Below are 20,223 nucleotides of genomic sequence, written 5' to 3'. Positions count from 1 at the left end.
AAGAGGTCCTCCGCATGAACCGCCGACTGGACAATGACCGCACCATCCGTGCTCCCCGCGGCAACGAGATCAGCGCCAAGAGCTGGCTGACGGAAGCTCCGCTCCGCATGCTCATGAACAATCTCGACCCTGATGTCGCCGAGCGCCCGAGCGAGCTCGTCGTCTATGGCGGCATCGGCCGCGCCGCGCGCGACTGGGAGAGCTTTGACCGGATTACGGCGGCCTTGCGCAAGCTCGAGAACGACCAGACCCTGCTGGTCCAGTCCGGCAAGCCGGTCGGCGTGTTCCGCACCCATGCCGATGCGCCCCGCGTGCTGATCGCGAACTCCAACATCGTGCCGCACTGGGCGACGCTCGATCATTTCAACGAGCTCGATCGCCAGGGTCTGATGATGTACGGCCAAATGACCGCGGGCTCGTGGATCTATATCGGCAGCCAGGGGATCGTGCAGGGGACTTACGAGACCTTTGTCGAGGTTGGCCGACGCCATTATGGTGGCAGCCTCGCAGGCAGATGGATTTTGACCGCGGGCCTTGGCGGCATGGGCGGCGCGCAGCCGCTGGCGGCGACCATGGCCGGCGCGTCCATGCTCGCGGTCGAATGCCAGCCGAGCCGCATCGAGATGCGGCTGCGCACCGGCTATCTCGATCGCCAGGCCGCAACGCTGGACGAAGCGCTGGCGATCATGGCGGACGCGGCGAAGACGAAGAAGGCGGTCTCGGTCGGCCTGCTCGGCAATGCCGCGGAGATATTCCCCGAGTTGGTGCGCCGCGGCGTCAGGCCCGACATCGTCACCGACCAGACCAGTGCGCATGACCCGATCAATGGCTATCTGCCGAAAGGCTGGACGCTGGCCGAGTGGGAGGCCAGGCGCGCGTCCGATCCGAAGGCGGTCGAGCGCGCCTCGAAGACCTCGATGGTCGAGCATGTTCAGGCCATGCTGGATTTCCATGCGCAGGGCATTCCGACGCTCGACTATGGCAACAACATTCGCCAGATGGCGCAGGACATGGGCCTGACTAATGCCTTCGATTTCCCGGGCTTCGTGCCGGCCTATATTCGGCCGCTGTTCTGCCGTGGCGTCGGGCCGTTCCGCTGGGCCGCACTGTCGGGCGATCCCGAGGACATCTTCAAGACCGACGCCAAGGTCAAGGAGCTGATGCCCGACGACAAGCATCTGCACAATTGGCTCGACATGGCGAAGGAGCGGATCAAGTTCCAGGGCCTGCCGGCGCGGATCTGCTGGGTCGGCCTCGGCGATCGTCATCGCCTCGGCCTTGCCTTCAACGAGATGGTGGCGCGTGGCGAGCTGAAGGCGCCGATCGTGATCGGCCGCGATCATCTCGACAGCGGCTCGGTCGCGAGCCCCAACCGCGAGACCGAGGCGATGAAGGACGGATCGGATGCGGTGTCGGACTGGCCGCTGCTCAACGCGCTGCTCAATTGCGCCAGCGGCGCGACCTGGGTGTCGCTGCACCATGGCGGCGGCGTCGGAATCGGTTATTCGCAGCACGCCGGGATGGTCATCGTCGCCGACGGTACGCCCGAAGCTGCCAAGCGGATCGAGCGGGTGTTGTGGAACGATCCCGCAAGCGGCGTCATGCGCCATGCGGATGCGGGTTATGACATCGCGATCGACTGCGCCCGTGACAAAGGGCTCGATCTGCCGAGCCTCGCGAAATAGCGCTGCTTTAAGCCACGACCTTGGCTTCAGTGGCGTCGAGACGCCGGCGTTCCCTGGCGAGATAATCGTCGATCGCATCGCCCGGCATCGGCTTTGCGAAATAGTAGCCCTGGATGTAGTCGCAACCGAGCCGGCGCAGGCTGTCGAGCTGGGCGCGGGTCTCGACGCCTTCGACGACGCAGGCGATCTCCATGTCGTCGCACAGGCCGGTGAGCGACTTGATGATCTTGTGGCTGACCGGATTGTCCTTGATGTCGGCGACGAAACTCCGGTCGATCTTGAGCTTGTCGAGGGGGAGCCGGTGCACATGGCTCAGCGAGGAATAGCCGGTGCCGAAATCATCCAGCGAGATGCCGCAGCCCATCGCCTTCAACGCCGCGATCGACTGCTGGGCGCGCACGAAGTCGAAGGTGACGGCGGTCTCGGTGATCTCGAAATCGATCCGGTGCGGCGGCAGGCCGCTCTTCTCGACGATGGAGATCAGCGGCAGAATGCCCTCCGCCGAGCAGACGTCGTGGGCGGAGAGGTTGAACGACAGGCGGATGTCGTCCGGCCAGGTCTTCGCCGCCGCCAGCGCGCGAACCAGCAGCGCCTGTGTCAATGGCCGGATCAGGCCGATACGCTCGGCGGCGGGGATGAAGTCGGCCGGCGACACCAGGCCGAGGCGGGAACTGTGCCAGCGCGCCAGCACCTCGAAGCCGGCGGTGTGCTCGCTCATGGCATCCACGATCGGCTGGAACACCAGGTCCATCTCGGTGCTGAAATCGGCGGTGCGCAGCAGGTTCTCGATGACGCCCCGGCTGCGGATCTCGGCCTCGAGCTCGGTCGAGAAGATCACGGTACGGCCGCGCAGATGGCGCTTGGCGTGATAGAGCGAATAGTCGGCGCATTCATAAAGCGCTTCCGCCGTCGTTGCCGATTGCGGAAATAGTGCGAAGCCGATCGAGCACGAGAGCCCGGTGTGGGCCGTGTCGACCTGGTAGGGAAGCTTGACCTGGTCGCTGATGCGCTCGCCAAGCCGCAGCAGGTCGGCGTCATCGGGATCGCCGCAGACGACGAGGCCGAACTCGTCGCCGCCGAGCCTGGCGAACTCGACGCGCTGCGGACCAAAGCCCTCGCAGATCTCGCGAATGCGGCGGCCCGCCTCGATCAGGACGCGGTCGCCGACCGAGTGGCCGTAATTGTCGTTGATCGGCTTGAAGCCGTCGAGGTCGATGATGCCGACCGCGACGCGAACGCCCCTGCGCTCAGCGTCGGTGAAGGCGCTCGACAGCTCGGCGAAGAAGCGGCGGCGGTTCGGCAGCTCGGTGAGGGAATCGAGATTGGCAAGGCGGAAGTTCTCGTCCGAGAGTGCCTGGGTCGCCGCCTGCTGCGCCAGCAGCGATTTGCGGCTGGAGACGAGGTCGGCGAAGTCGCGATAGTAGATGAACAGCACCGTCACCATCGCGCCGGAGACCAGCAGATTGTTGACCGCCATCGCCTTTAGCGTCGGCTCGCCGGTGGCCCAGAAGAACAGCACATAGGGCACGTCGACGACCAGTGTCACGATCAGCGCCGCCGAGCGCAGATGCATCAGCGAGAAGATGCAGCCGATCACGGTCACGGCCATGTAGAAAGCGACCTGGCTCTTGGCGAAGGGGTCCCCGTAGGGGTAGAGCGCGAAGGACCAGGCGGTGAAGCCGGCGCCGATCGGCAATGTCATCCAATTGGTGGCGCGCAGATTGCGCAGGATGTCGGCGTCGCTGCGCACGAGACGACGCTGGCGCAGCCACCAGAAGGTGCGGAGCGCGGCGAGCAGCGTCAGCACGGAGGGCACGATCATCGTCAGCCAGTCCGGCGCCACGTTCACATAAGTGTAGGCAACAGCGATCGTGTTGCTCATCAGGATGAAGTAGAGCAGCGGGATCTGCTTGGAGAAGGCGTCGAACTGCGCGCGCGTCAGGTCCGGGTCGTCAGGCACGCGGAACAGCCGCATCGCGGCGGCACAGTGAGACTTCAAATCGACGACAGGCATTGCAATACGCGCCCCGGATCGCTTTAAAACGGAAGCGATCTTGCACGGCGGGGGTAAAGGGCGCGTTAGACCGGTTCCTTGCGGAAAGGCCAGCGCAGGTTGCACGCTACCGGGGGATTTTCCGGCCGCGTGCATTGGTGAGATCCCGTTAAGGATATCCGGCGGCAGTGGCGTGCATCCGGGTACGAATTCCCGTCATCGCCGCAGCTACGCATGGCTAGCTATACGCGTTGGTGCAGCAGCTGATGGGTGGCCTAGCGCCCGATCGTCACGCCGGCGGTCGAGCGCATGGCATCTCGCAGGCTGGTCGCGTTCATGTCCTCGAGGACCTCCCGCGTCAGGACAGTGGTCTGGCCGGGCGTGTTGAGGATCGTCTCGCCGCGCGACGAAGAGAGCCGGTCAGCCTTGTAGGGCGCGGCAGGATCGATGGCGGGCGCCGTTGCAGGCACGTGCTGCGGCCGCTTGGTGGACGCTGCAAAGACGCCTTGCGGGACGCAGAGGGCGAAGATCACGATCAATCGCAATGATAGTGCGGGCATGAGATCTCCCACATCCAAACATCAGCCTAGCATATGGGGAGCGTTGCCGCAGGCAAAAGGATCAGGCGAGGACGGCCTGCCGTTCCCGCACCGGCTCGCGGGTGGACTTCACGGGATCGGCGAGGCGGGTGAAGCTGCGCTGGCTCGCATGCGCGGGCGCCTCGACGATGACGCCTTCGCAGACGATCTGCCCGCCCAGCATCGTGAATTCGAGCTTGTCGTAGCGCGGCATCGTTTCGCCGGGTGCGGGCGGCAGCAGCCCGATGCGGCCCTGGATGTTCAGCGTGGCATCGCCAGTGCCATGAAGCCGTGGATTCCACATTCTGATGCCAGTTTCCGCCCAGCGCTGCCGGATCAGCGCAGTGCGATCGGCGGGCTCCACGACCTTGGCGCGGGCCTTTGGCTTCGCGGCAATCTTCTGAGCGGGAGACGGAAGGACAGGCTCCGGCGTGATCTCCGCGACGACACCTTGTGTCTCGGCGGAACACGCCTCCGCCGCGACTGCTGCGACCGGGGCGGGATCATCGGCGGGGACCGGCTCGATTTCGACGGCGACGGCAGCGGACGAGATGCTGACCTCAGAGACATCCGGAACTTCGCCGTCGACAGGTGCGCCGCACGGGTCTTCCAGTGCCTCCAGCTCAACATCCGCGAGGACGTCGCAGGACGTATCGTCATCGGCGGTGAGAACGGGGGCCTCATCCGCAACAATCTCGATTTCGACAGACGAGACCGATGGCTCATCCAAAGCGACGGGCTCGACGTTCTCGGCGAGTTCCGTAGGCGGGTTGTCGTAGACGACGGGCTCGCCAGCCTCAAGAGGTTCGCTCTCGACCTCAACCGCGGCGAGCGCAACGTCTTCCACGACGACAGGGGCGGCCTCTGCCGCGGTCTCCTGAAGTGAAACGTCGCTGGCGTCGACAGCGGTCGGTGCTGCGGTAGGGCTCTCCGCGATGGCAGAGATGGCAGTCTCGGCGGCCGGAGGCGCGACAGCGATCTCGGCGTCACTGCACAGCGCCTGAGTGCTGATGTTGTCCGGAGCTGTAGCGGTGTCCGCGGTATCAGCAGCGATGACGGGCGATTCGCTTGCGGCGATCGGCGCAACGTCGACGTGATCGCCCTGCGGCGAGGGCCGAAACCGGGTGAACGCCCATTTCACCGCGGGTATGCGGCGTAGCAACGATATCAGTCTCGAAAGCACTGGGAGTTGTCCAAGAGGTACTCAGGCCGTAGGCAATCGCTGATTCGCCAGCAATGTGAAAAACTGCCCCGGCCGTCACATCGATGTCAATCTGGGTGGGACCAATTGCAGAACATCTGCACACCATCGTGCGCGAGCGACTTTCATGTCAAATCCGACCGCTCATGGCGATGAGCTCCGCGTCATGCGGTATTGCCCCGGCCGTTGATCCTGCGCCAAACGTCAGGCTTTCAAGCGTCGTCATCCCTGGGCTAGTTTGAAGCATCCGGGACCTGAGGACGACGCATGAAGAAGATCGCCGCCATTGCATCAATTCTGCTCTGGTCCACATGCGCCTCCGCGCAAGGCGGCAGCATCACCGTGGCTTCCACGACGTCGACGGAGCAATCGGGGCTGTTCGGCTATTTGCTCCCATTGTTCTCGAAGGCGGAGGGAGTCGAGGTGAAGGTCGTTGCCGTCGGCACCGGCCAGGCGCTCGACATCGGACGCCGCGGCGATGCCGACGTGGTGTTCGTGCATGACAGGCCGGCCGAGGACAAGTTCATGTCCGAAGGACAGGGCGTGAAACGCTTCGACGTCATGTACAACGATTTCATCATCGTTGGTCCCAAGAGCGATCCCGCGAAAATCGCCGGCAGCAAGGACGTCACGGATGCGCTGCGCAAGATCGCGGCCGCAAAGGCGCCGTTCATTTCGCGCGGCGACAAGTCCGGCACCCATGCGGCCGAGCTGCGATTGTGGAGGGAGGCGGGCGTCGATATCGCCGCCGGCAAGGACAGCTGGTACCGCGAGATCGGCCAGGGCATGGGCCCGGCGCTGAATATGGCCTCGTCGTCGAATGCCTATCTTCTGTCGGACCGCGGCACGTGGCTGTCGTTCAAGAACCGCGGCGAGCTTGCGATTCTGACCGAGGGCGACAAGCGGCTGTTCAACCAGTACGGCGTCATGCTGGTGAATCCGGCCACGCATCCGAACGTCAAGGCGAAGGACGGACAGGCGTTCATCGACTGGCTGGTCTCGCCGAAAGGACAGGATGCGATCGCCGGCTACAAGGTCGGCGGCGAGCAGCTATTTTTCCCCAACGCGTCCCACTAGCAGGAAAGCGAGGGTCGATACCGCGACGCTGAGCGCGAGCAGGATCAGCCCGAGCCCCAGCGCCAGCGGCAGATCGCCCTTGCTGGTCTCCAGCGCGATCGCGGTCGTCATGGTGCGCGTGAAGCCGCGGATGTTGCCGCCGACGACGATGATGGCGCCGACCTCGGCGATGGCGCGCCCGAACGCCGCGAGAAAGGCCGTGAGCAGCGAGGTTCGTCCCAGCGCGAGCAGAAGTGCCATGCTGCGCAGGGTCGACAGGCCGTCGATCCGTGCGAGATCGCCATACTCTGCCCAGAGCAGACTTGCCGGCCGGTGCACCAGCGCCACCACGATCGGTGTCGCGAGCAGCGTCTGCGCGATCACCATGGCGGTCGGCGTGAACAACAGCCCAGCCGCCCCGAGCGGGCCGGACCGCGACAGCAGCAGATAGAGCGCAAGCCCGACCACGACGGGCGGAAGGCCGAGCAGCGCATTGGTCAGGACGATGATGACCTGCCTTCCCCGGAAATGGGTGATCGCAAGCAGGGCCCCGATCGGGGCGCCGATCAGCAGCGCGACGAGGCTGGCGGTCAGGCTGACGCGCACCGACAAGGCCACGATGCCGAGCAGTTCGGCGTCGGCTTGTCCGATCAGCGTGAAGGCGGCGCGGACGGATTGCGCGAAATCGTTCATCCCGCCGAGGGGGCCGGCGCCGGGCACAACGCCTCAGGATGGAAGATGTTGATGCCGCGTAATCCGTCCACGGATTGGTCCCTTGGGGAGATTGTCCGGTTGCACAATACCCGGCAGGGACGATTTGGAAACGCAATTCATCCGGAAAGGGTGTGGACGGGCTGTTCCGGACTTTGGCGCCAGCCCGTTTTGCGACCGAATGGCGGCTTTATTCCCGCTTTGGATGCTTTAAGGAAGGGGCAGGATCAGGTCGCACCCGCCCGGTGGCGGTGCTAGACCTGATGCAGGAACAATGGGGCCGGGCCGCTACCGGCACGCCCGCAAGGATGAAGGATAAGAGGCAATGATCCAGACCGTTGGCATCATCGGGGCAGGGACCATGGGAAACGGCATCGCGCAGGTCTGTGCGGCCGCCGGGCTTTCGGTCGTGATGGTCGACATTTCCGATGCGGCGGTGAGCCGCGGCATCTCGACCGTCGGCGGCAGCCTCGAGCGCCTGGTCAAGAAGGAGAAGATGTCGGCGGCCGATCGCGACGCCACGCTCAAGCGCATCACCGGCACGACCGATCGCGCCAAGCTCGCCGATTGCGACCTCGTCATCGAGGCTGCGACCGAGAACGAGGAGCTCAAGGTCAAGATCCTGAAGGACCTCTGCGCCACGCTGTCGCCGCGCACGCTGCTCGCCACCAACACCTCCTCGATCTCGATCACGAAGCTTGCGGCCGCAACCGATCGTCCCGATCGTTTCATCGGCATGCACTTCTTCAATCCGGTGCCGGTGATGCAGCTGCTGGAACTGATCCGCGGCTTGCAGACCTCGGACGACACCCACGCCAAGGCGCTCGATTTCGCCCAGCGCGTCGGCAAGGTGGCGATCACCGCCAAGAACAGCCCGGGCTTCGCCGTCAACCGCATCCTCTGTCCGATGATCAACGAGGCGATCTTCGCGCTCCAGGAGGGCATCGCCACAGCGGAAGAGATCGATGCCGGCATGAAGCTCGGCTGCAACCATCCGATCGGACCGCTGGCGCTGGCGGATCTCGTCGGCCTCGACACCATGCTCTCGGTGATGGAGGTCTTTTACAAGGGCTTCAACGACCCCAAATACCGTCCGGCCCCCTTGCTCAAGGAAATGGTCGATGCCGGCCATCTCGGTCGCAAGACCGGGCAGGGGTTTTACAGCTACGGCGCCTGAGATTGGCGCAGGCAGCGGGGCGATTGAGCCCTGCTGTCAGATCCCCCGCAATTTGCGCTGCGGCAAAGACGCCGCGCGCAATTGGCCCGACAATGTCGAACGGGCGGCCCGCGGGAACAACGAAAACGGATAATGACGGACATGTCGGATCGACTGAAGGCCGAACGCGAGGCGGCGGCTGCGCGACGAAACCTGCTGACCCAGGATGCGATCGAGCGCACCGGGATCACGGAAGAGATGATCGGGGAACTTGTGACCCGCTTCTATGGCCGCGTGCGCGAAGATGCACTACTCGGTCCAGTGTTCGCGATCGTGCAAAATTGGGACGAGCATCTCGCGAGGCTGAAGGATTTCTGGTCGTCGGTCGTGCTGATGAGCGGCCGCTATCATGGCTCGCCGATGCGAGCGCATGCGCCGCTGAGTCTGGTCGGCGATCATTTCGACCGTTGGCTCGATCTGTTCGAGCAGACCGCGCGCGAAGTCTGTCCGCCACCGGCGGCGGCGTTCTTCATCGATAAGGCGCGTCGCATCGCCGACAGTTTTGAAATGGCGTCTGCGACCGTCGCAGGCCGCATCGCTTCGCCGCGTCACTTACTCAGGTCGTGACATACAAAATGCCTGCCTGAGAAATGCGCAATTCGCTGCGTGCGATAGCGCGGTGCACCAATTCCAGCATCATCGGTCTGATCTGCAAAATCATCATGCGGTTCGCGTAGCGCGACGTAGAATTTGCGAAAAGCCGCTTGAATGCGTTCATTCGCGTTCAATCAACGCGAGCAAAGCCATATTGATGCACTGCGGCGCCAATTCTCCGCCTTGTTTTCGGCAGAGTTCCAGCGCCTGCTAGTGGGCATGTCGCGCGCATCAATCAACAGCACTTCTTCATCGTCCGAGAGCATCGCGGAACCTGAAACCGGCGTGGGCACGGAGCAGACGCGCCGAACGCTGCTACTCGGCGCACTCGCCACCACCGCTTGCCTCGGTTGTTCCGTGCAGGCGCGCGCAGGCGAGGATCCGCCCGGTTCCGACGAACGGCCGCAGAAGGGCGATCTGCTCGTCTTCTCGGAAGGCGAGCAGGAAGGAAAGCTCATTACGTCGGCCGACGTGCCGCTCGGCGGTCCGCCGGTGCATGCGTGGCCGAAGGATCCCAAGACATCGGTCGTGCGCAGCGCCTCGCGCCTCAACGAGATTCTGCTGATCCGCCTCGATCCCGCCGAGCTCGACGAGAAAACCCGCGAGCGTGCCGTCGACGGCATCCTCGCTTATTCGGCGATCTGCTCGCATGCCGGCTGTCCTGTCACCGCCTGGGTCAAGAGCGATGTCGGCGACAAGGACGTGTTCAAGTGCATGTGCCACAACTCCGAATACGACCCCCGCGCGGGCGCGCAAGTCGTGTTCGGGCCGGCGCCGCGGCGGCTCGCCGCGCTGCCGCTCGTGCTCGCCGAAACCTCGCTCAGCGTCGCCGGCAACTTTATCGGAAAGGTAGGTGGCGCGCAGCCGGGATGACGATGGACGGTGCGGGGTGTGCCCGCCTCACGAGAGGCCGCATCCGCCGAGGGGCGGACGACGGGACGAACAAAAATTCAAAACAAGAATTCAAACGGATGAAGAAAAGGGGAACGTCCATGAAATCTTCCAAGGAAATGTTCAGGACCAGAAAGCAATTATTGCTGTCCGGCTTCGTCGCCTTCACCTGTCTTGCCGCGACCGCCGCCAGCGCCGGCCCGATCGAGAACTATGCGCCCGTCACCCAACAGCGCCTGGAGAATCCGGAACCCGGCAACTGGATGCTTTACCGGCGCACCTATGACGGGCAGGGCTATAGCCCGCTCGACCAGATCACCGCAGACAATGTCAAGAATCTCACGCCGGTCTGGACCTTCGCCACCGGCGTCGTCGAGGGCCACGAGGCGCCGCCGATCGTCAACAACGGCGTGATGTTCGTGGCGACCCCGATGGGGCAGGTGATCGCAATCAACGCGAAGACCGGCGACGAATACTGGCGCTACAAGCGGCAGCTTCCCGATGACCTGTTCCAGCTGCACCCGACCAGCCGCGGCGTCGGCCTGTGGGAGGACAAGCTCTATCTCGCCACCACCGACGACCATGTCGTCGCGCTCGATGCCAAGACCGGCAAGGTGGTGTGGGACACCAAGGTGCAGGATTACAAGAAGGGTCAATACATGACCCTGATGCCGCTGATCGTCGACGGCAAGGTCATCGTCGGCGGCTCCGGCGGCGAGTTCGGCGTGCGCGGCTATGTCGCCGCCTTTGATGCCAAGGACGGCAAGGAACTGTGGCGGACCTTCACCATTCCCGGCGAGGGCGAGCCCGGTCACGATACCTGGCAGGGCGACGACTGGAAGAACGGCGGCGGTTCGGCCTGGATGACCGGCAATTACGACAAGGACACGAAGACGATCTATTGGGGCGTCGGCAACGCCGCGCCGTGGCCCGGCGAAATGCATCCCGGCGACAATCTCTACACCTCCTCGGTGCTCGCGCTCGATCCGACCAACGGCAAGATCAAGACCTATCACCAGTACCACCAGAACGATTCCTGGGACTGGGACGAGGTCGAGGCGCCGATGCTGATCGATCTGCAGCGCGACGGCCGCAGCATCAAGAGCCTGGTGCATCCCGGGCGCGATGCGATCTTCTGGGTGCTCGAGCGCGCGCCGACCAAGATCAACTACGTCGCCGGCTGGCCGTTCGTTGCCACCGACGTCTGGAAAGGAATCGATGAGAATGGCAAGCCGATCGTCGACCCCGATCACAAGCCGGTCGTCGGCAAGCGCGTCGAGTTCTGTCCGTCGCTGTGGGGCGGCAAGGACTGGCCATCGGCGGCCTACAGCCAGAAGACAGGTCTCGTCTACGTGCCCGCCAACGAGAATTTCTGCGGCGGCTTTACCGGCGAGAAGGTTCCGCTCAAGCCGGGCGAACTCTGGCTGGGCACCAAGCCGGAGGACATCGGCCTGAAGACCAAGCCTGGCGCCGATCATTTCGGCGAGCTCCAGGCCTGGGACCCCGCGACAGGCAAGAAGGTGTGGCAGCACAACTTCCCGAAATCGCAGCTGTTCGGCTCGGTGACGGCCACCGCTGGCGATCTTATTTTCGCCGGCGGCACCAACGACCGCAACTTCCGCGCCTTCCACGCCAAGACCGGCGAACTGTTGTGGGAGCAGAAGACCAACTCCGGCATCATGGGCATGCCGGTGTCCTATGAGGTCGATGGCACCCAGTACATCGCGATCCAGTCGGGCTGGGGCGTCGATGCGCAACGCATTCAGGATGCGCTCGTCACCAACAATATCGGCATCGAGGCCAACGTGCCGCAGGGCGGCGTGATCTGGGTGTTCGCGCTGAAGAAATAAGCTCCGCGGGCGGATCGACGTAGCGGAGCGTCAGGGGGCAAATGCGGCGGACGGCAACGTCCGCCGCATTTTGCGTGGGGCCTTCTTCCTTCTCTCCTTGTGGGAGAAGGCGGCGCGCGCAACGCGCGCGACGGATGAGGGGTCTCTGTCCGCGGCGACAGACCCCTCACCCAAGTGAGCTTGTATCTGCCGCCTTCGCGGCCATCTCCCACAGGGGGAGAGGGCACATCAATGCGCAGCGCAAGCTGCTATTTCCCTTCGCGCTCGACCTTGTCCTTTTCCTTCTGGTTCATCTCGCGGATCTTCGGATCCGGATTGTGTTGTCCCGTGGTCTGGGTGGTCGAGGGCGGCGGCGCATTGGCGTTAGGAAGCGAGCTCTGGTCCGGTGCGGTGGGGCGGGTCGCCGTGGTCGGCGGCGTGGTGCTGCTCTGGGCAAATGTGCCTGCGGCGGTCAAAGAAAAGGCGCCCGACAGCAACGAGACTGCGAGCGCCTTTGAGATGTTGGTCATCGATCTGCTCCTGTCAGATCGATGGAAACGGCGCGAGGCCGCGTCAGTTCCTGCCTTACGCCTCCAATTGCTTGCCGAGCGGCAGGCTGCGGATGCGCTTTCCGGTCGCGGCAAAGATCGCGTTCATCAGCGCCGGCGCGAACGGGGGAACGCCGGGCTCGCCGACGCCGCTCGGCGGCGTGCCGGGCGCCGGCGGCACGATGTAGACGTTGGTGACCGCGGGCGACTCGTCGATCCTGATGACCTGGAAGTCGTCGAAGTTCTTCTGCTCCACCTTGCCGTCCTTGAAGGTGATCTCGCCGTACTTGGCGAGGCTCAGGCCCATGATCGCGGCGCCCTCAATCTGCGAGGCGATGCGCTCGGGGTTGACATAGGTGCCGCAGTCGATGGCGGTGTCGACCCGCGGTACCGTCAGCTTGCCCTTGTCGTCGACGGCGACCTCGACGATGGTCGCGATATAGCTGACGAAGCTGCGGTGCACGGCGATGCCGAGGCCGTGCCCCTTGGGTACCTGACGGCCCCATTCGCCCTTCTCGGCGACCAGCTCGACCACCTTGCGCAGGCGCGCAGTGTCGATCGGGTAGCTGTCATAGGGCTCGCCGTAGTTCCACATGTCCTTCACGGCGGGCTTGACGATGCGCGGGCTGCCGATCAAGGCAAGCAGCGTCTCCTTCTGGTCGCGACCTGTCGCAGCCGCGATCTCGCCGACCATGGACTGCACCGCAAAGGCGCGCGGGATGTTGGAGACCGAACGGAACCAGCCGATGCGGGTGAACGCCGCAGCTTCCGGGTTTTCGCAACTGATATTGGCGATCTCGAACGGCATGTCGACGAGGCCCATGCCGAGCTCGAACGGCGCAGCGTGATTGGCCCCGGCGGCGAAGGTCGAGGCGATGGTCGGCGCCACGCTGCGGTGGCGCCAGGCGATCACCTTGCCGCTCTTGTCGAGGCCCGCCTCGATCCGTTCCACCGAGACGGTGTGCAGGAAGTCGTGGCGGACGTCGTCCTCGCGCGTCCACTGCACCTTCACGGGCGCGCCGAGCTCCTTCGAGAGAAGCGCAGCTTCCAGCGCAAAATCGCATTTCGACTTGCGGCCGAAACCGCCGCCGAGCAGCGTCACGTTGACGGTGACGTTGTCCTCGGGAATGCCGAGCGTCTTGGCGACGTCCTCGCGGGTGCCGCCGGGGCTCTGCACAGGAGCCCAGATTTCCGCCTTGTCGCCCTTGACATCGGCAACCGCGACCGGCGGCTCCATGCTGACATGGGCGAGGTGCGGCAGATAGTACTCGCCGACGATGACCTTGTCGGCACTCTTGAGCGCGGCATCCGCATCGCCCTCCTGACGTACGACGAGCCCCGGCTTACGCGAGGCGTCCTCGAGCTCCTTGCGATAGGCGACCGAGTCGTATTTGCCGTTGGGGCCATCGTCCCAGACGAGCTTCAGCGCGTCGCGGCCCTTGATCGCGGCGCCGGTGTTGCGCGCGATCACCGCGACGCCGCCGAGCGGCTGGAATTTCGATGGCCACGGCCAGCCCTGGACCTTCATCACCTTCTCGACGCCCGGCACCTTGAGCGCCGCGTCCGGATCGAACGAGGTGAGCTTGCCGCCGGTCACCGGCGGACGCGCGATCACCGCGTATTTCATGCCGGGCAATCGGACATCGGCGCCATAGCGCGCCTTGCCGGTCGTGATGTCGTGGAGATCGACGATGCCGACCTGGCCCTTGCCGAGATAGCGGAAATCCTTGGGGTCTTTCAGCTTGAGGCCTTCGACGGCAGGCACCGATTCCTTGGCGGCATCTTCCGCAAGCTCGCCGAAGCCGAGCTTGCGGCCGCTGGCGCTGTGGACGACCTCGTGATTGACGGCCTTCACCTCGGTCGCCGGCACGCCCCAGCGCTTGGCTGCGGCCTGTTCCAGCATGGTGCGGGCGGAGGCGCCGATCTGGCGCATCGGGATCAGATAGTGCCGGGTGCTGCGCGAGCCGTCGGTGTCCTGGTTGCCGAACTTGACCTCGTCGCCATGGGCCTGCTGCACTTTCACCTTCGACCAGTCGGCCTCCATTTCCTCGGCGACGATCAGCGGCAGGCTGGTGCGCACGCCGGTACCCATCTCGGAGCGATGGGCGAGAATGGTGACGGTGCCGTCGGGTGCGAGTGCGACGAACACGCGCGGATCGATTACGACGCCATGCGGCATCTTGCCGGCGCCGGTCTCGTAGGCAAGCGCCTGTCGCGACATCACGGGGGCGGCGAGCACGAAACCGCCGGTGATGCCGAGGCCCTTCAGGATGCTGCGGCGCGAGACCTTCTCGACCTTGATGTTCTTTTCGAAGCCACGAAGCTTCGTCGGATTCTCGATGAAATTCATGTCACACTCCCGTCGATGCGAGATGGACCGCGTTCTCGATGCGCTGATAGCAGCCGCAGCGGCAGATATTGCCGGACATCGCCTCGCGGATCTGGTCATGCGAGGGTTTTGGGTTGTCCATCAGCAGCGCTGCGGCCTGCATGATCTGGCCGGCCTGGCAGAAGCCGCATTGGGGCACGTTGACCTGGCGCCAGGCCTTCTGCACCGGGTGATCGCCGTTCGGGTGCAATCCCTCGATCGTGGTGACCTCGCGTCCGGCGACGTCGTTGACCGATGTGATGCAGGAGCGGACCGCTTCCTTGTCGACGATGACGGTGCAGGCGCCGCACAGGGCCTGGCCGCAGCCGAACTTGGTACCGGTCAGCCCGGCCTCGTCACGCAGGAACCAGAGTAGCGGGAGATCCGGGTCGCCGTCCCAGCTCTGTTCCTGGCCGTTGATCTTCACCTTGATCATGATCGTCCCTCGCTCTTCATAAGCATGCAGATTGTCAAATTTGCCAAAGTCGTGTCGCCGCATCCCGACCTGTTATCCCCGCGCAGGCAGATCCCGGCAGGAAGCAGGAATGCGAATCGTGATGTCCGGATGTGCTCGATACCTCCCGCGTTATTCTTGATTGTTTGCTCGGCATCGTGACGCCGGGACCGTAGCAGAGATCGCAACGGTTCGGCGTTCACAGCCCAGTGTTCACACCGGGAAAAGATTGCATCGGTGGTTTGTCAAAAGCAGGGCGCGGCATCACGCCGCGTCTGCGAAGTGAGCCTAACCAAAAAAGCTTCGTCCGGCAGAATGACTGCGCGGACGAAGCAGGATGCCTCAGTCGAGGGAGGGAGAAACGCAGAAAACGCGGACTTCGAACGGGAAGTGAGCGGCACTGCGCAGTCATTCAGAGACCAGGACTGAGGAGCCGGTGGCCCTCACGCGACGCGCCGTACAGAGGCGGCTGCATCGCGGCGATTCGTTTCAGGGTCGGGCCCATCCGTTTCGCTGGTTTTGGTCGGACCAGCGAGCGGACGGGCAGGGTTCGTGCTCAGCTGCCTTGATCAGGCCGCTTTGGCCTTCGCCACGTGGGTCGCGATCGCGTCCATCAGCGCCGGCGACAGGCAGTCATAGGGCTCGAGCCCGATTTCCTTCAGCCGCGAACGGATGCCGGCCATCTGCTCCGGCTTGACGCCGGATTCGATCACCGAGGAGACGAAAGCGGCGAATTGCGGCGCCTGCGAGCCCTGTTCCTGGAACAACTCGGGATGGATGAAATCGAGGCCGTAGAACGGATGGTTCTTGTTCTCGATGCGGCCGTACATGTGGGTGCCGCAGGCCTTGCAGGCGTGGCGCTGGATCACCGCGGAGGCGTCGACGATCTCAAGCTTGTCGCCGTTCTCGAGCACGGTGACGTTCTGGCGCGGCACCACGGCGACGACGGAGAAGATCGCACCCTGCGGCTTCCAGCATTTGGTGCAGCCGCAGGCGTGGTTGTGGGCGACGTCGCCCTTGATGCCGACCTTGACCTGATGGTCCTTGCATTTGCAGGCGAGCGTGCCACCGGCAAAATGGCCGGTGCCTTGCTTGAGGCCGTTGTCGATCGAGGGATGGAGTGCAACAGTCATGGGTCGATCCTCCTTGGGGGGTGACGCTTTCGAGCTAGTACACGACGACGGAACGGATGGATTTGCCTTCGTGCATGAGGTCAAATCCCTTGTTGATGTCTTCGAGCTTGAGCACGTGGGTGATCATCGGATCGATCTGGATCTTTCCGTTCATGTACCAGTCGACGATCTTCGGCACGTCGGTGCGGCCGCGCGCGCCGCCGAAGGCGGTGCCGCGCCAGTTGCGGCCGGTGACGAGCTGGAACGGGCGGGTGGCGATCTCCTTGCCGGATTCGGCGACGCCGATGATGATCGAGGTGCCCCAGCCGCGATGGCAGGCTTCCAGCGCCTGGCGCATCACGGTGGTGTTGCCGGTGCAGTCGAAGGTGTAGTCGGCGCCGCCGTCGGTGAGGCCGACGAGGTGCTGGACGATGTCGCCCGTGATCTTCTTCGGGTTGACGAACTCGGTCATGCCGAAACGGCGGCCCCAATCCTCCTTGGCATCGTTGATGTCGACACCGATGATCTTGTCGGCGCCGGCCATTTTGGCGCCCTGGATCACGTTGAGGCCGATGCCGCCGAGGCCGAACACGACCACGTTGGAGCCCGGAGTGACCTTCGCCGTGTTGACGACGGCGCCGACGCCGGTGGTGACGCCGCAGCCGATGTAGCAGCTCTTGTCGAACGGTGCGTCCTCGCGGATCTTGGCGACCGCGATCTCCGGCAGCACGGTGAAGTTCGAGAAGGTCGAGCAGCCCATGTAGTGGTAGACCGGCTTGCCCTTGTAGGAGAAGCGGCTGGTGCCGTCGGGCATCACGCCCTTGCCCTGCGTGGCGCGGATCGCGGTGCAGAGATTGGTCTTCTGGCTGAGGCAGCTTTTGCACTGCCGGCATTCCGGCGTGTAGAGCGGGATGACGTGATCGCCCGGCTTCACCGAGCTCACGCCGGGACCGATCTCGCGGATGATGCCGGCGCCCTCATGGCCGAGGATCGACGGGAAGATTCCTTCACTGTCGAAGCCGTCGAGCGTGTAGGCGTCGGTATGGCAGATACCCGTCGCCTTGATCTCGACCAGGACTTCGCCCGCCTTCGGTCCTTCCAGGTCGAGTTCGACGATCTCGAGCGGTTTCTTGGCTTCGAAAGCAACGGCGGCACGTGTCTTCATCGGTAACTCCTCAAATTCTCGAAAGGACACCCAGAACTTAAGTCTCGGCGGGCTTCCAGACGTTCACTTCTTGCCCATGCACGAGTCTTCGTTCTTGGTATAGGCGTCGTTCTTGTCCTCATGCTTGCCGGGGCGGGCGCGGCCCCAGGCATCGTTGGAGCGGGCGCGCAGATAGACGTAGAGATCGTCCATGTAGCAAGCGACGTTCGGATTGTCGCCGAACGCCGGCATCACGTTCTCTGAGGCCGTCGAGATGTTCTTGCGGCCCGAGGCGACGACCCCGAGAAAATCGGCATAGCTCATCGTCTTGAGCGATTCCCTCAATGCCGGCGCATAGGTCGAGCCCATGCCGTCCGGGCCATGGCACACATGGCAGTCCGAGTGATAGCGGCGGTATCCGGAATAGGTGTACCAGTCGACGGACTCGCCGTTGACCTTGTAGGTCGGGTTTCCTTCCTTATCGAGCCATTCGCCAGTTTCGTTCTGCTTGACGGCAGTCGGGTCGCCCGAACCGTCCGCAACAGCAATTCCCCCGGACGCAACGAAGATCATCGCAGCAATGACAGAGCAGATTTTACGCAAGAGGTTGTCCTCGAAGGCATCAGGTGGAGACGAGCCGGCGCGTGGAGGTGATCCACGCGCCGGAGCGACTTGAGGTGAGGCTAGTTCGCCGGCAGCGAGAACACGGTCAACGTACCGCCGAGTGCCGTGTAGTTGCTGAGGGCGGCATAGCCGCCGACTGCGCCGAGACCGGCGGTCGGATCGGTCAGGCCTGCAGCCAGACCAATGCCGGCCCAGCCACCGACGCCCGAGAGCACTGCGACATACTGCTTGCCGCCGTTCTCATAGGTCGTGACGTTGCCGATGATGCCGGAGGGAGTCTTGAACTTGTAGAGCTCCTTGCCGGTCTTGGCGTCGACCGCCTTCAGGTAGCCTTCGAGCGTGCCGTAGAACACCACGCCGCCGGCGGTGGCGAGCGCACCTGACCAGACCGAGAACTGCTCCTTGTTCGACCAGACGATCTTGCCGGTCTTGCCGTCCCAGGCGATGAAATTGCCCATGTGGCTTTCACCTGCCGGCGGATACATCGAGAGCGTCGCACCCACATAGGGCTGGCCCGCGGTGTAGCTCACCTTGAACGGCTCGTAGTCCATGCAGACGTGGTTGGTCGGGACGTAGAACAGCTGCGTGTCCGGCGAGTAGGCTGCCGGCTGCTCGTCCTTGGTGCCGAGCGCGGCCGGGCAGATGCCCTTCACGTTGTGGTCTTCACCGGCCTTGTCGGTCGAAGCTGCGTCGAGCACCTTCGGGCGGCCATAGGTCGGCGAGTTCTTGTCCATGTCGACGCCGGAGGTCCAGTTGACCTTCGGATCGTACTTTTCGGCGACCAGAAGCTCGCCGGTGGCGCGATCGAGCGTATAGCCGAGGCCGTTACGATCGAAATGCGTCAGCAGCTTGCGGGCCTGGCCGTTGATCGACTGGTCCGAGAGGATCATCTCGTTGACGCCGTCATAGTCCCACTCGTCGTGGGGCGTCATCTGGTAGACCCATTTGGCAACGCCGGTGTCCGGGTTACGCGCCCAGATCGTCATCGACCATTTGTTGTCGCCGGGACGCTGCTTCGGATTCCAGGTCGAGGGGTTGCCCGATCCGTAATAGACGAGGTTCAGCTCGGGATCGTAGGAGATCCAGCCCCAGGTGGCGCCGCCGCCGATCTTCCACTGATCGCCTTGCCAGGTCTTCAGGCTGGAATCCTTGCCAACCGGCTTGCCGAGTGCAGTGGTCTTGTCGTCGACCAGAATCTGGTCATCCGGGCCTTCCGAATAGCCGCGCCATGCCAGCTTGCCGGTCTTGATGTCGTAGGCGGACATATGGGCCTGCACGCCGAACTCGCCGCCGGAGATGCCGATCAGCACCTTGTCCTTGACCACCATCGGGGCGGAGGTACCGGTCTCACCCTTGCCGGGATCGCCGTTCTTGGCAGTCCATGCCACCTGGCCGGTCTTGGCATCGAGAGCCACCAGGGTCGTGTCGGCCTGATGCAGGAAGATCTTGCCGTCGCCGAAAGCGAGGCCGCGGTTGACCGTGTCGCAGCACATCACCGGGATGACGTTCGGATCCTGCTTCGGCTCGTACTTCCAGACGATCTTGTTCTCGTTGGAAAGGTCAATGGCGTAGACCTTGTTCGGGAACGGCGTGTGGACGTACATCATGTTGCCGATGATCAGCGGGCCGCCTTCATGGCCGCGCAGCACGCCGGTCGAGAAGGTCCAGGCGACCTGAAGCTTGCCCACGTTTTGTGCGTTGATCTGGTTCAGCTTGGAGTAGCGGGTGTTGGCGTAATCGCCGGTCGGCATCACCCAGTCTTTCGGGTTCTGCGACATCTTGTTCAGCTCGTCATTGGCTGAAGCGCCACCGACGGCGAGAGCCGCCGCGGAGCCAAGAAAGGTCGCCAGTAGCACCTTGCGCATAGTTATTCCTCCGTTGGTCTCGTTTATTGTTTCCGAAGCATTGCTTAATCACCGGGCTTCTCGTCCGGCGTCGGCTCGTGCAGGGCGGTCACGATTGCGACCAGAAACGATGCTGTGGTGTTTCCTCCTCCGGATGAGAGCCACGGGTCCACGTGCAGGAGCGGCCCGTTCTTGTTGTTCCTGCCGCAATCCCTAACGCCTTCGTCCTCGGGAAACTTGCCCAAGAGAGAAACTGCTTTGCTTGACAGCGCACGGGCGCGAAGATTTTGATTTTGCAGTAGCGAATTCAGCGGCTTCGCACCGCTTCGCCAGCGCGTTCAGCGCTCAGGTTCCCCTTGACGGCGCTGCAACTAA

18 protein-coding genes are annotated in these 20,223 nt (G+C 63.8%); 6 read left to right on the top strand and 12 right to left on the bottom strand.

Going from position 1 to position 20,223, the window contains the following annotated elements; genetic code table 11:
• Positions 1-14 precede the first annotated feature (14 nt).
• Positions 15-1,685 (top strand): urocanate hydratase, encoded by a 1,671-nt coding sequence (hutU, locus tag HYH08_RS33745; protein WP_220014132.1) that lies wholly within the window; start codon positions 15-17, stop codon positions 1,683-1,685.
• A gap of 7 nt (positions 1,686-1,692) precedes the next feature.
• Here hutU and HYH08_RS33740 read toward each other — a convergent pair whose 3' ends face one another.
• The 3 genes from HYH08_RS33740 to HYH08_RS33730 all read right to left on the bottom strand — a co-directional run bounded on the left by HYH08_RS33740 (position 1,693) and on the right by HYH08_RS33730 (position 5,397).
• Positions 1,693-3,699 carry a putative bifunctional diguanylate cyclase/phosphodiesterase gene (locus HYH08_RS33740; RefSeq protein WP_220014131.1) on the bottom strand — a complete coding sequence of 669 codons (2,007 nt, stop codon included), beginning with the start codon at positions 3,697-3,699 and terminating at the stop codon, positions 1,693-1,695.
• A gap of 254 nt (positions 3,700-3,953) precedes the next feature.
• Complete coding sequence (locus tag HYH08_RS33735; protein ID WP_220014130.1) at positions 3,954-4,238, bottom strand: TonB-dependent receptor plug domain-containing protein; 285 nt, start codon at positions 4,236-4,238, stop codon at positions 3,954-3,956.
• Between the two features lie 61 nt (positions 4,239-4,299).
• A complete protein-coding gene (locus HYH08_RS33730; RefSeq protein ID WP_349631487.1) occupies positions 4,300-5,397 on the bottom strand; it encodes a hypothetical protein in 1,098 nt (365 codons plus the stop codon).
• A gap of 327 nt (positions 5,398-5,724) precedes the next feature.
• Between HYH08_RS33730 and HYH08_RS33725 the strand changes: the two genes are divergently transcribed.
• The gene (locus tag HYH08_RS33725; protein WP_220014128.1) at positions 5,725-6,534 is read left to right on the top strand and encodes an ABC transporter substrate-binding protein; all 810 of its coding nucleotides are present in this window, start codon (positions 5,725-5,727) and stop codon (positions 6,532-6,534) included.
• Here HYH08_RS33725 and HYH08_RS33720 read toward each other — a convergent pair.
• The gene (locus HYH08_RS33720; protein WP_220014127.1) at positions 6,508-7,206 is read right to left on the bottom strand and encodes an ABC transporter permease; all 699 of its coding nucleotides are present in this window, start codon (positions 7,204-7,206) and stop codon (positions 6,508-6,510) included. The two genes, HYH08_RS33725 and HYH08_RS33720, sit on opposite strands and share 27 nt — an antisense overlap.
• 343 nt (positions 7,207-7,549) lie before the next feature.
• On the opposite strand from HYH08_RS33720, the gene HYH08_RS33715 reads away from it, so the two are divergent.
• Together HYH08_RS33715 and HYH08_RS33710 are read left to right on the top strand one after the other, a co-directional pair.
• The gene (locus HYH08_RS33715) at positions 7,550-8,401 is read left to right on the top strand and encodes a 3-hydroxybutyryl-CoA dehydrogenase (RefSeq protein ID WP_220014126.1); all 852 of its coding nucleotides are present in this window, start codon (positions 7,550-7,552) and stop codon (positions 8,399-8,401) included.
• Positions 8,402-8,542: 141 nt separating this feature from the next.
• A complete protein-coding gene (locus HYH08_RS33710; RefSeq protein WP_220014125.1) occupies positions 8,543-9,007 on the top strand; it encodes a group III truncated hemoglobin in 465 nt (154 codons plus the stop codon).
• On the opposite strand, the gene HYH08_RS33705 is transcribed toward HYH08_RS33710, so the two are convergent.
• The gene (locus tag HYH08_RS33705; protein ID WP_220014124.1) at positions 8,997-9,158 is read right to left on the bottom strand and encodes a hypothetical protein; all 162 of its coding nucleotides are present in this window, start codon (positions 9,156-9,158) and stop codon (positions 8,997-8,999) included. The genes HYH08_RS33710 and HYH08_RS33705 overlap by 11 nt on opposite strands.
• 95 nt (positions 9,159-9,253) lie before the next feature.
• On the opposite strand from HYH08_RS33705, the gene HYH08_RS33700 reads away from it, so the two are divergent.
• Together HYH08_RS33700 and HYH08_RS33695 are read left to right on the top strand one after the other, a co-directional pair.
• Positions 9,254-9,907 carry a QcrA and Rieske domain-containing protein gene (locus tag HYH08_RS33700; RefSeq protein ID WP_220014123.1) on the top strand — a complete coding sequence of 218 codons (654 nt, stop codon included), beginning with the start codon at positions 9,254-9,256 and terminating at the stop codon, positions 9,905-9,907.
• Positions 9,908-10,026: 119 nt separating this feature from the next.
• A complete protein-coding gene (locus HYH08_RS33695) occupies positions 10,027-11,775 on the top strand; it encodes a methanol/ethanol family PQQ-dependent dehydrogenase (RefSeq protein ID WP_220014122.1) in 1,749 nt (582 codons plus the stop codon).
• Positions 11,776-12,023: 248 nt separating this feature from the next.
• Here HYH08_RS33695 and HYH08_RS33690 read toward each other — a convergent pair whose 3' ends face one another.
• From HYH08_RS33690 to xoxF5, 7 genes are all read right to left on the bottom strand, one after another.
• Positions 12,024-12,284, bottom strand: coding sequence for a hypothetical protein (locus HYH08_RS33690; protein ID WP_220014121.1), 261 nt, complete (start codon positions 12,282-12,284; stop codon positions 12,024-12,026).
• A gap of 55 nt (positions 12,285-12,339) precedes the next feature.
• Positions 12,340-14,652 carry a xanthine dehydrogenase family protein molybdopterin-binding subunit gene (locus HYH08_RS33685; RefSeq protein ID WP_220014120.1) on the bottom strand — a complete coding sequence of 771 codons (2,313 nt, stop codon included), beginning with the start codon at positions 14,650-14,652 and terminating at the stop codon, positions 12,340-12,342.
• Position 14,653: 1 nt separating this feature from the next.
• On the bottom strand, positions 14,654-15,106 hold the full coding sequence (locus HYH08_RS33680; protein ID WP_220014119.1) for a (2Fe-2S)-binding protein: 453 nt from the start codon (positions 15,104-15,106) through the stop codon (positions 14,654-14,656).
• 587 nt (positions 15,107-15,693) lie between these two features.
• Complete coding sequence (gene gfa / locus HYH08_RS33675; RefSeq protein ID WP_220014118.1) at positions 15,694-16,257, bottom strand: S-(hydroxymethyl)glutathione synthase; 564 nt, start codon at positions 16,255-16,257, stop codon at positions 15,694-15,696.
• 34 nt (positions 16,258-16,291) lie between these two features.
• Positions 16,292-17,401 (bottom strand): S-(hydroxymethyl)glutathione dehydrogenase/class III alcohol dehydrogenase, encoded by a 1,110-nt coding sequence (locus HYH08_RS33670; RefSeq protein ID WP_220014117.1) that lies wholly within the window; start codon positions 17,399-17,401, stop codon positions 16,292-16,294.
• 63 nt (positions 17,402-17,464) lie between these two features.
• The gene (locus tag HYH08_RS33665) at positions 17,465-17,953 is read right to left on the bottom strand and encodes a c-type cytochrome, methanol metabolism-related (RefSeq protein WP_220014147.1); all 489 of its coding nucleotides are present in this window, start codon (positions 17,951-17,953) and stop codon (positions 17,465-17,467) included.
• A 110-nt stretch (positions 17,954-18,063) separates the two neighbouring features.
• Entirely contained in the window at positions 18,064-19,869 is a 1,806-nt protein-coding gene (gene xoxF5 / locus HYH08_RS33660; RefSeq protein ID WP_220014116.1) for a lanthanide-dependent methanol dehydrogenase XoxF5, read from the bottom strand.
• Between the last annotated feature and the right edge of the window lie 354 nt (positions 19,870-20,223).

The sequence above is a fragment of the Bradyrhizobium sp. BR 10289 genome, from assembly GCF_019455385.1.
Lineage (GTDB): Bacteria > Pseudomonadota > Alphaproteobacteria > Rhizobiales > Xanthobacteraceae > Bradyrhizobium.
The sequence above is the reverse complement of the archived record's forward strand: the minus strand, read 5'-3'. Positions and strand labels throughout refer to the sequence as shown.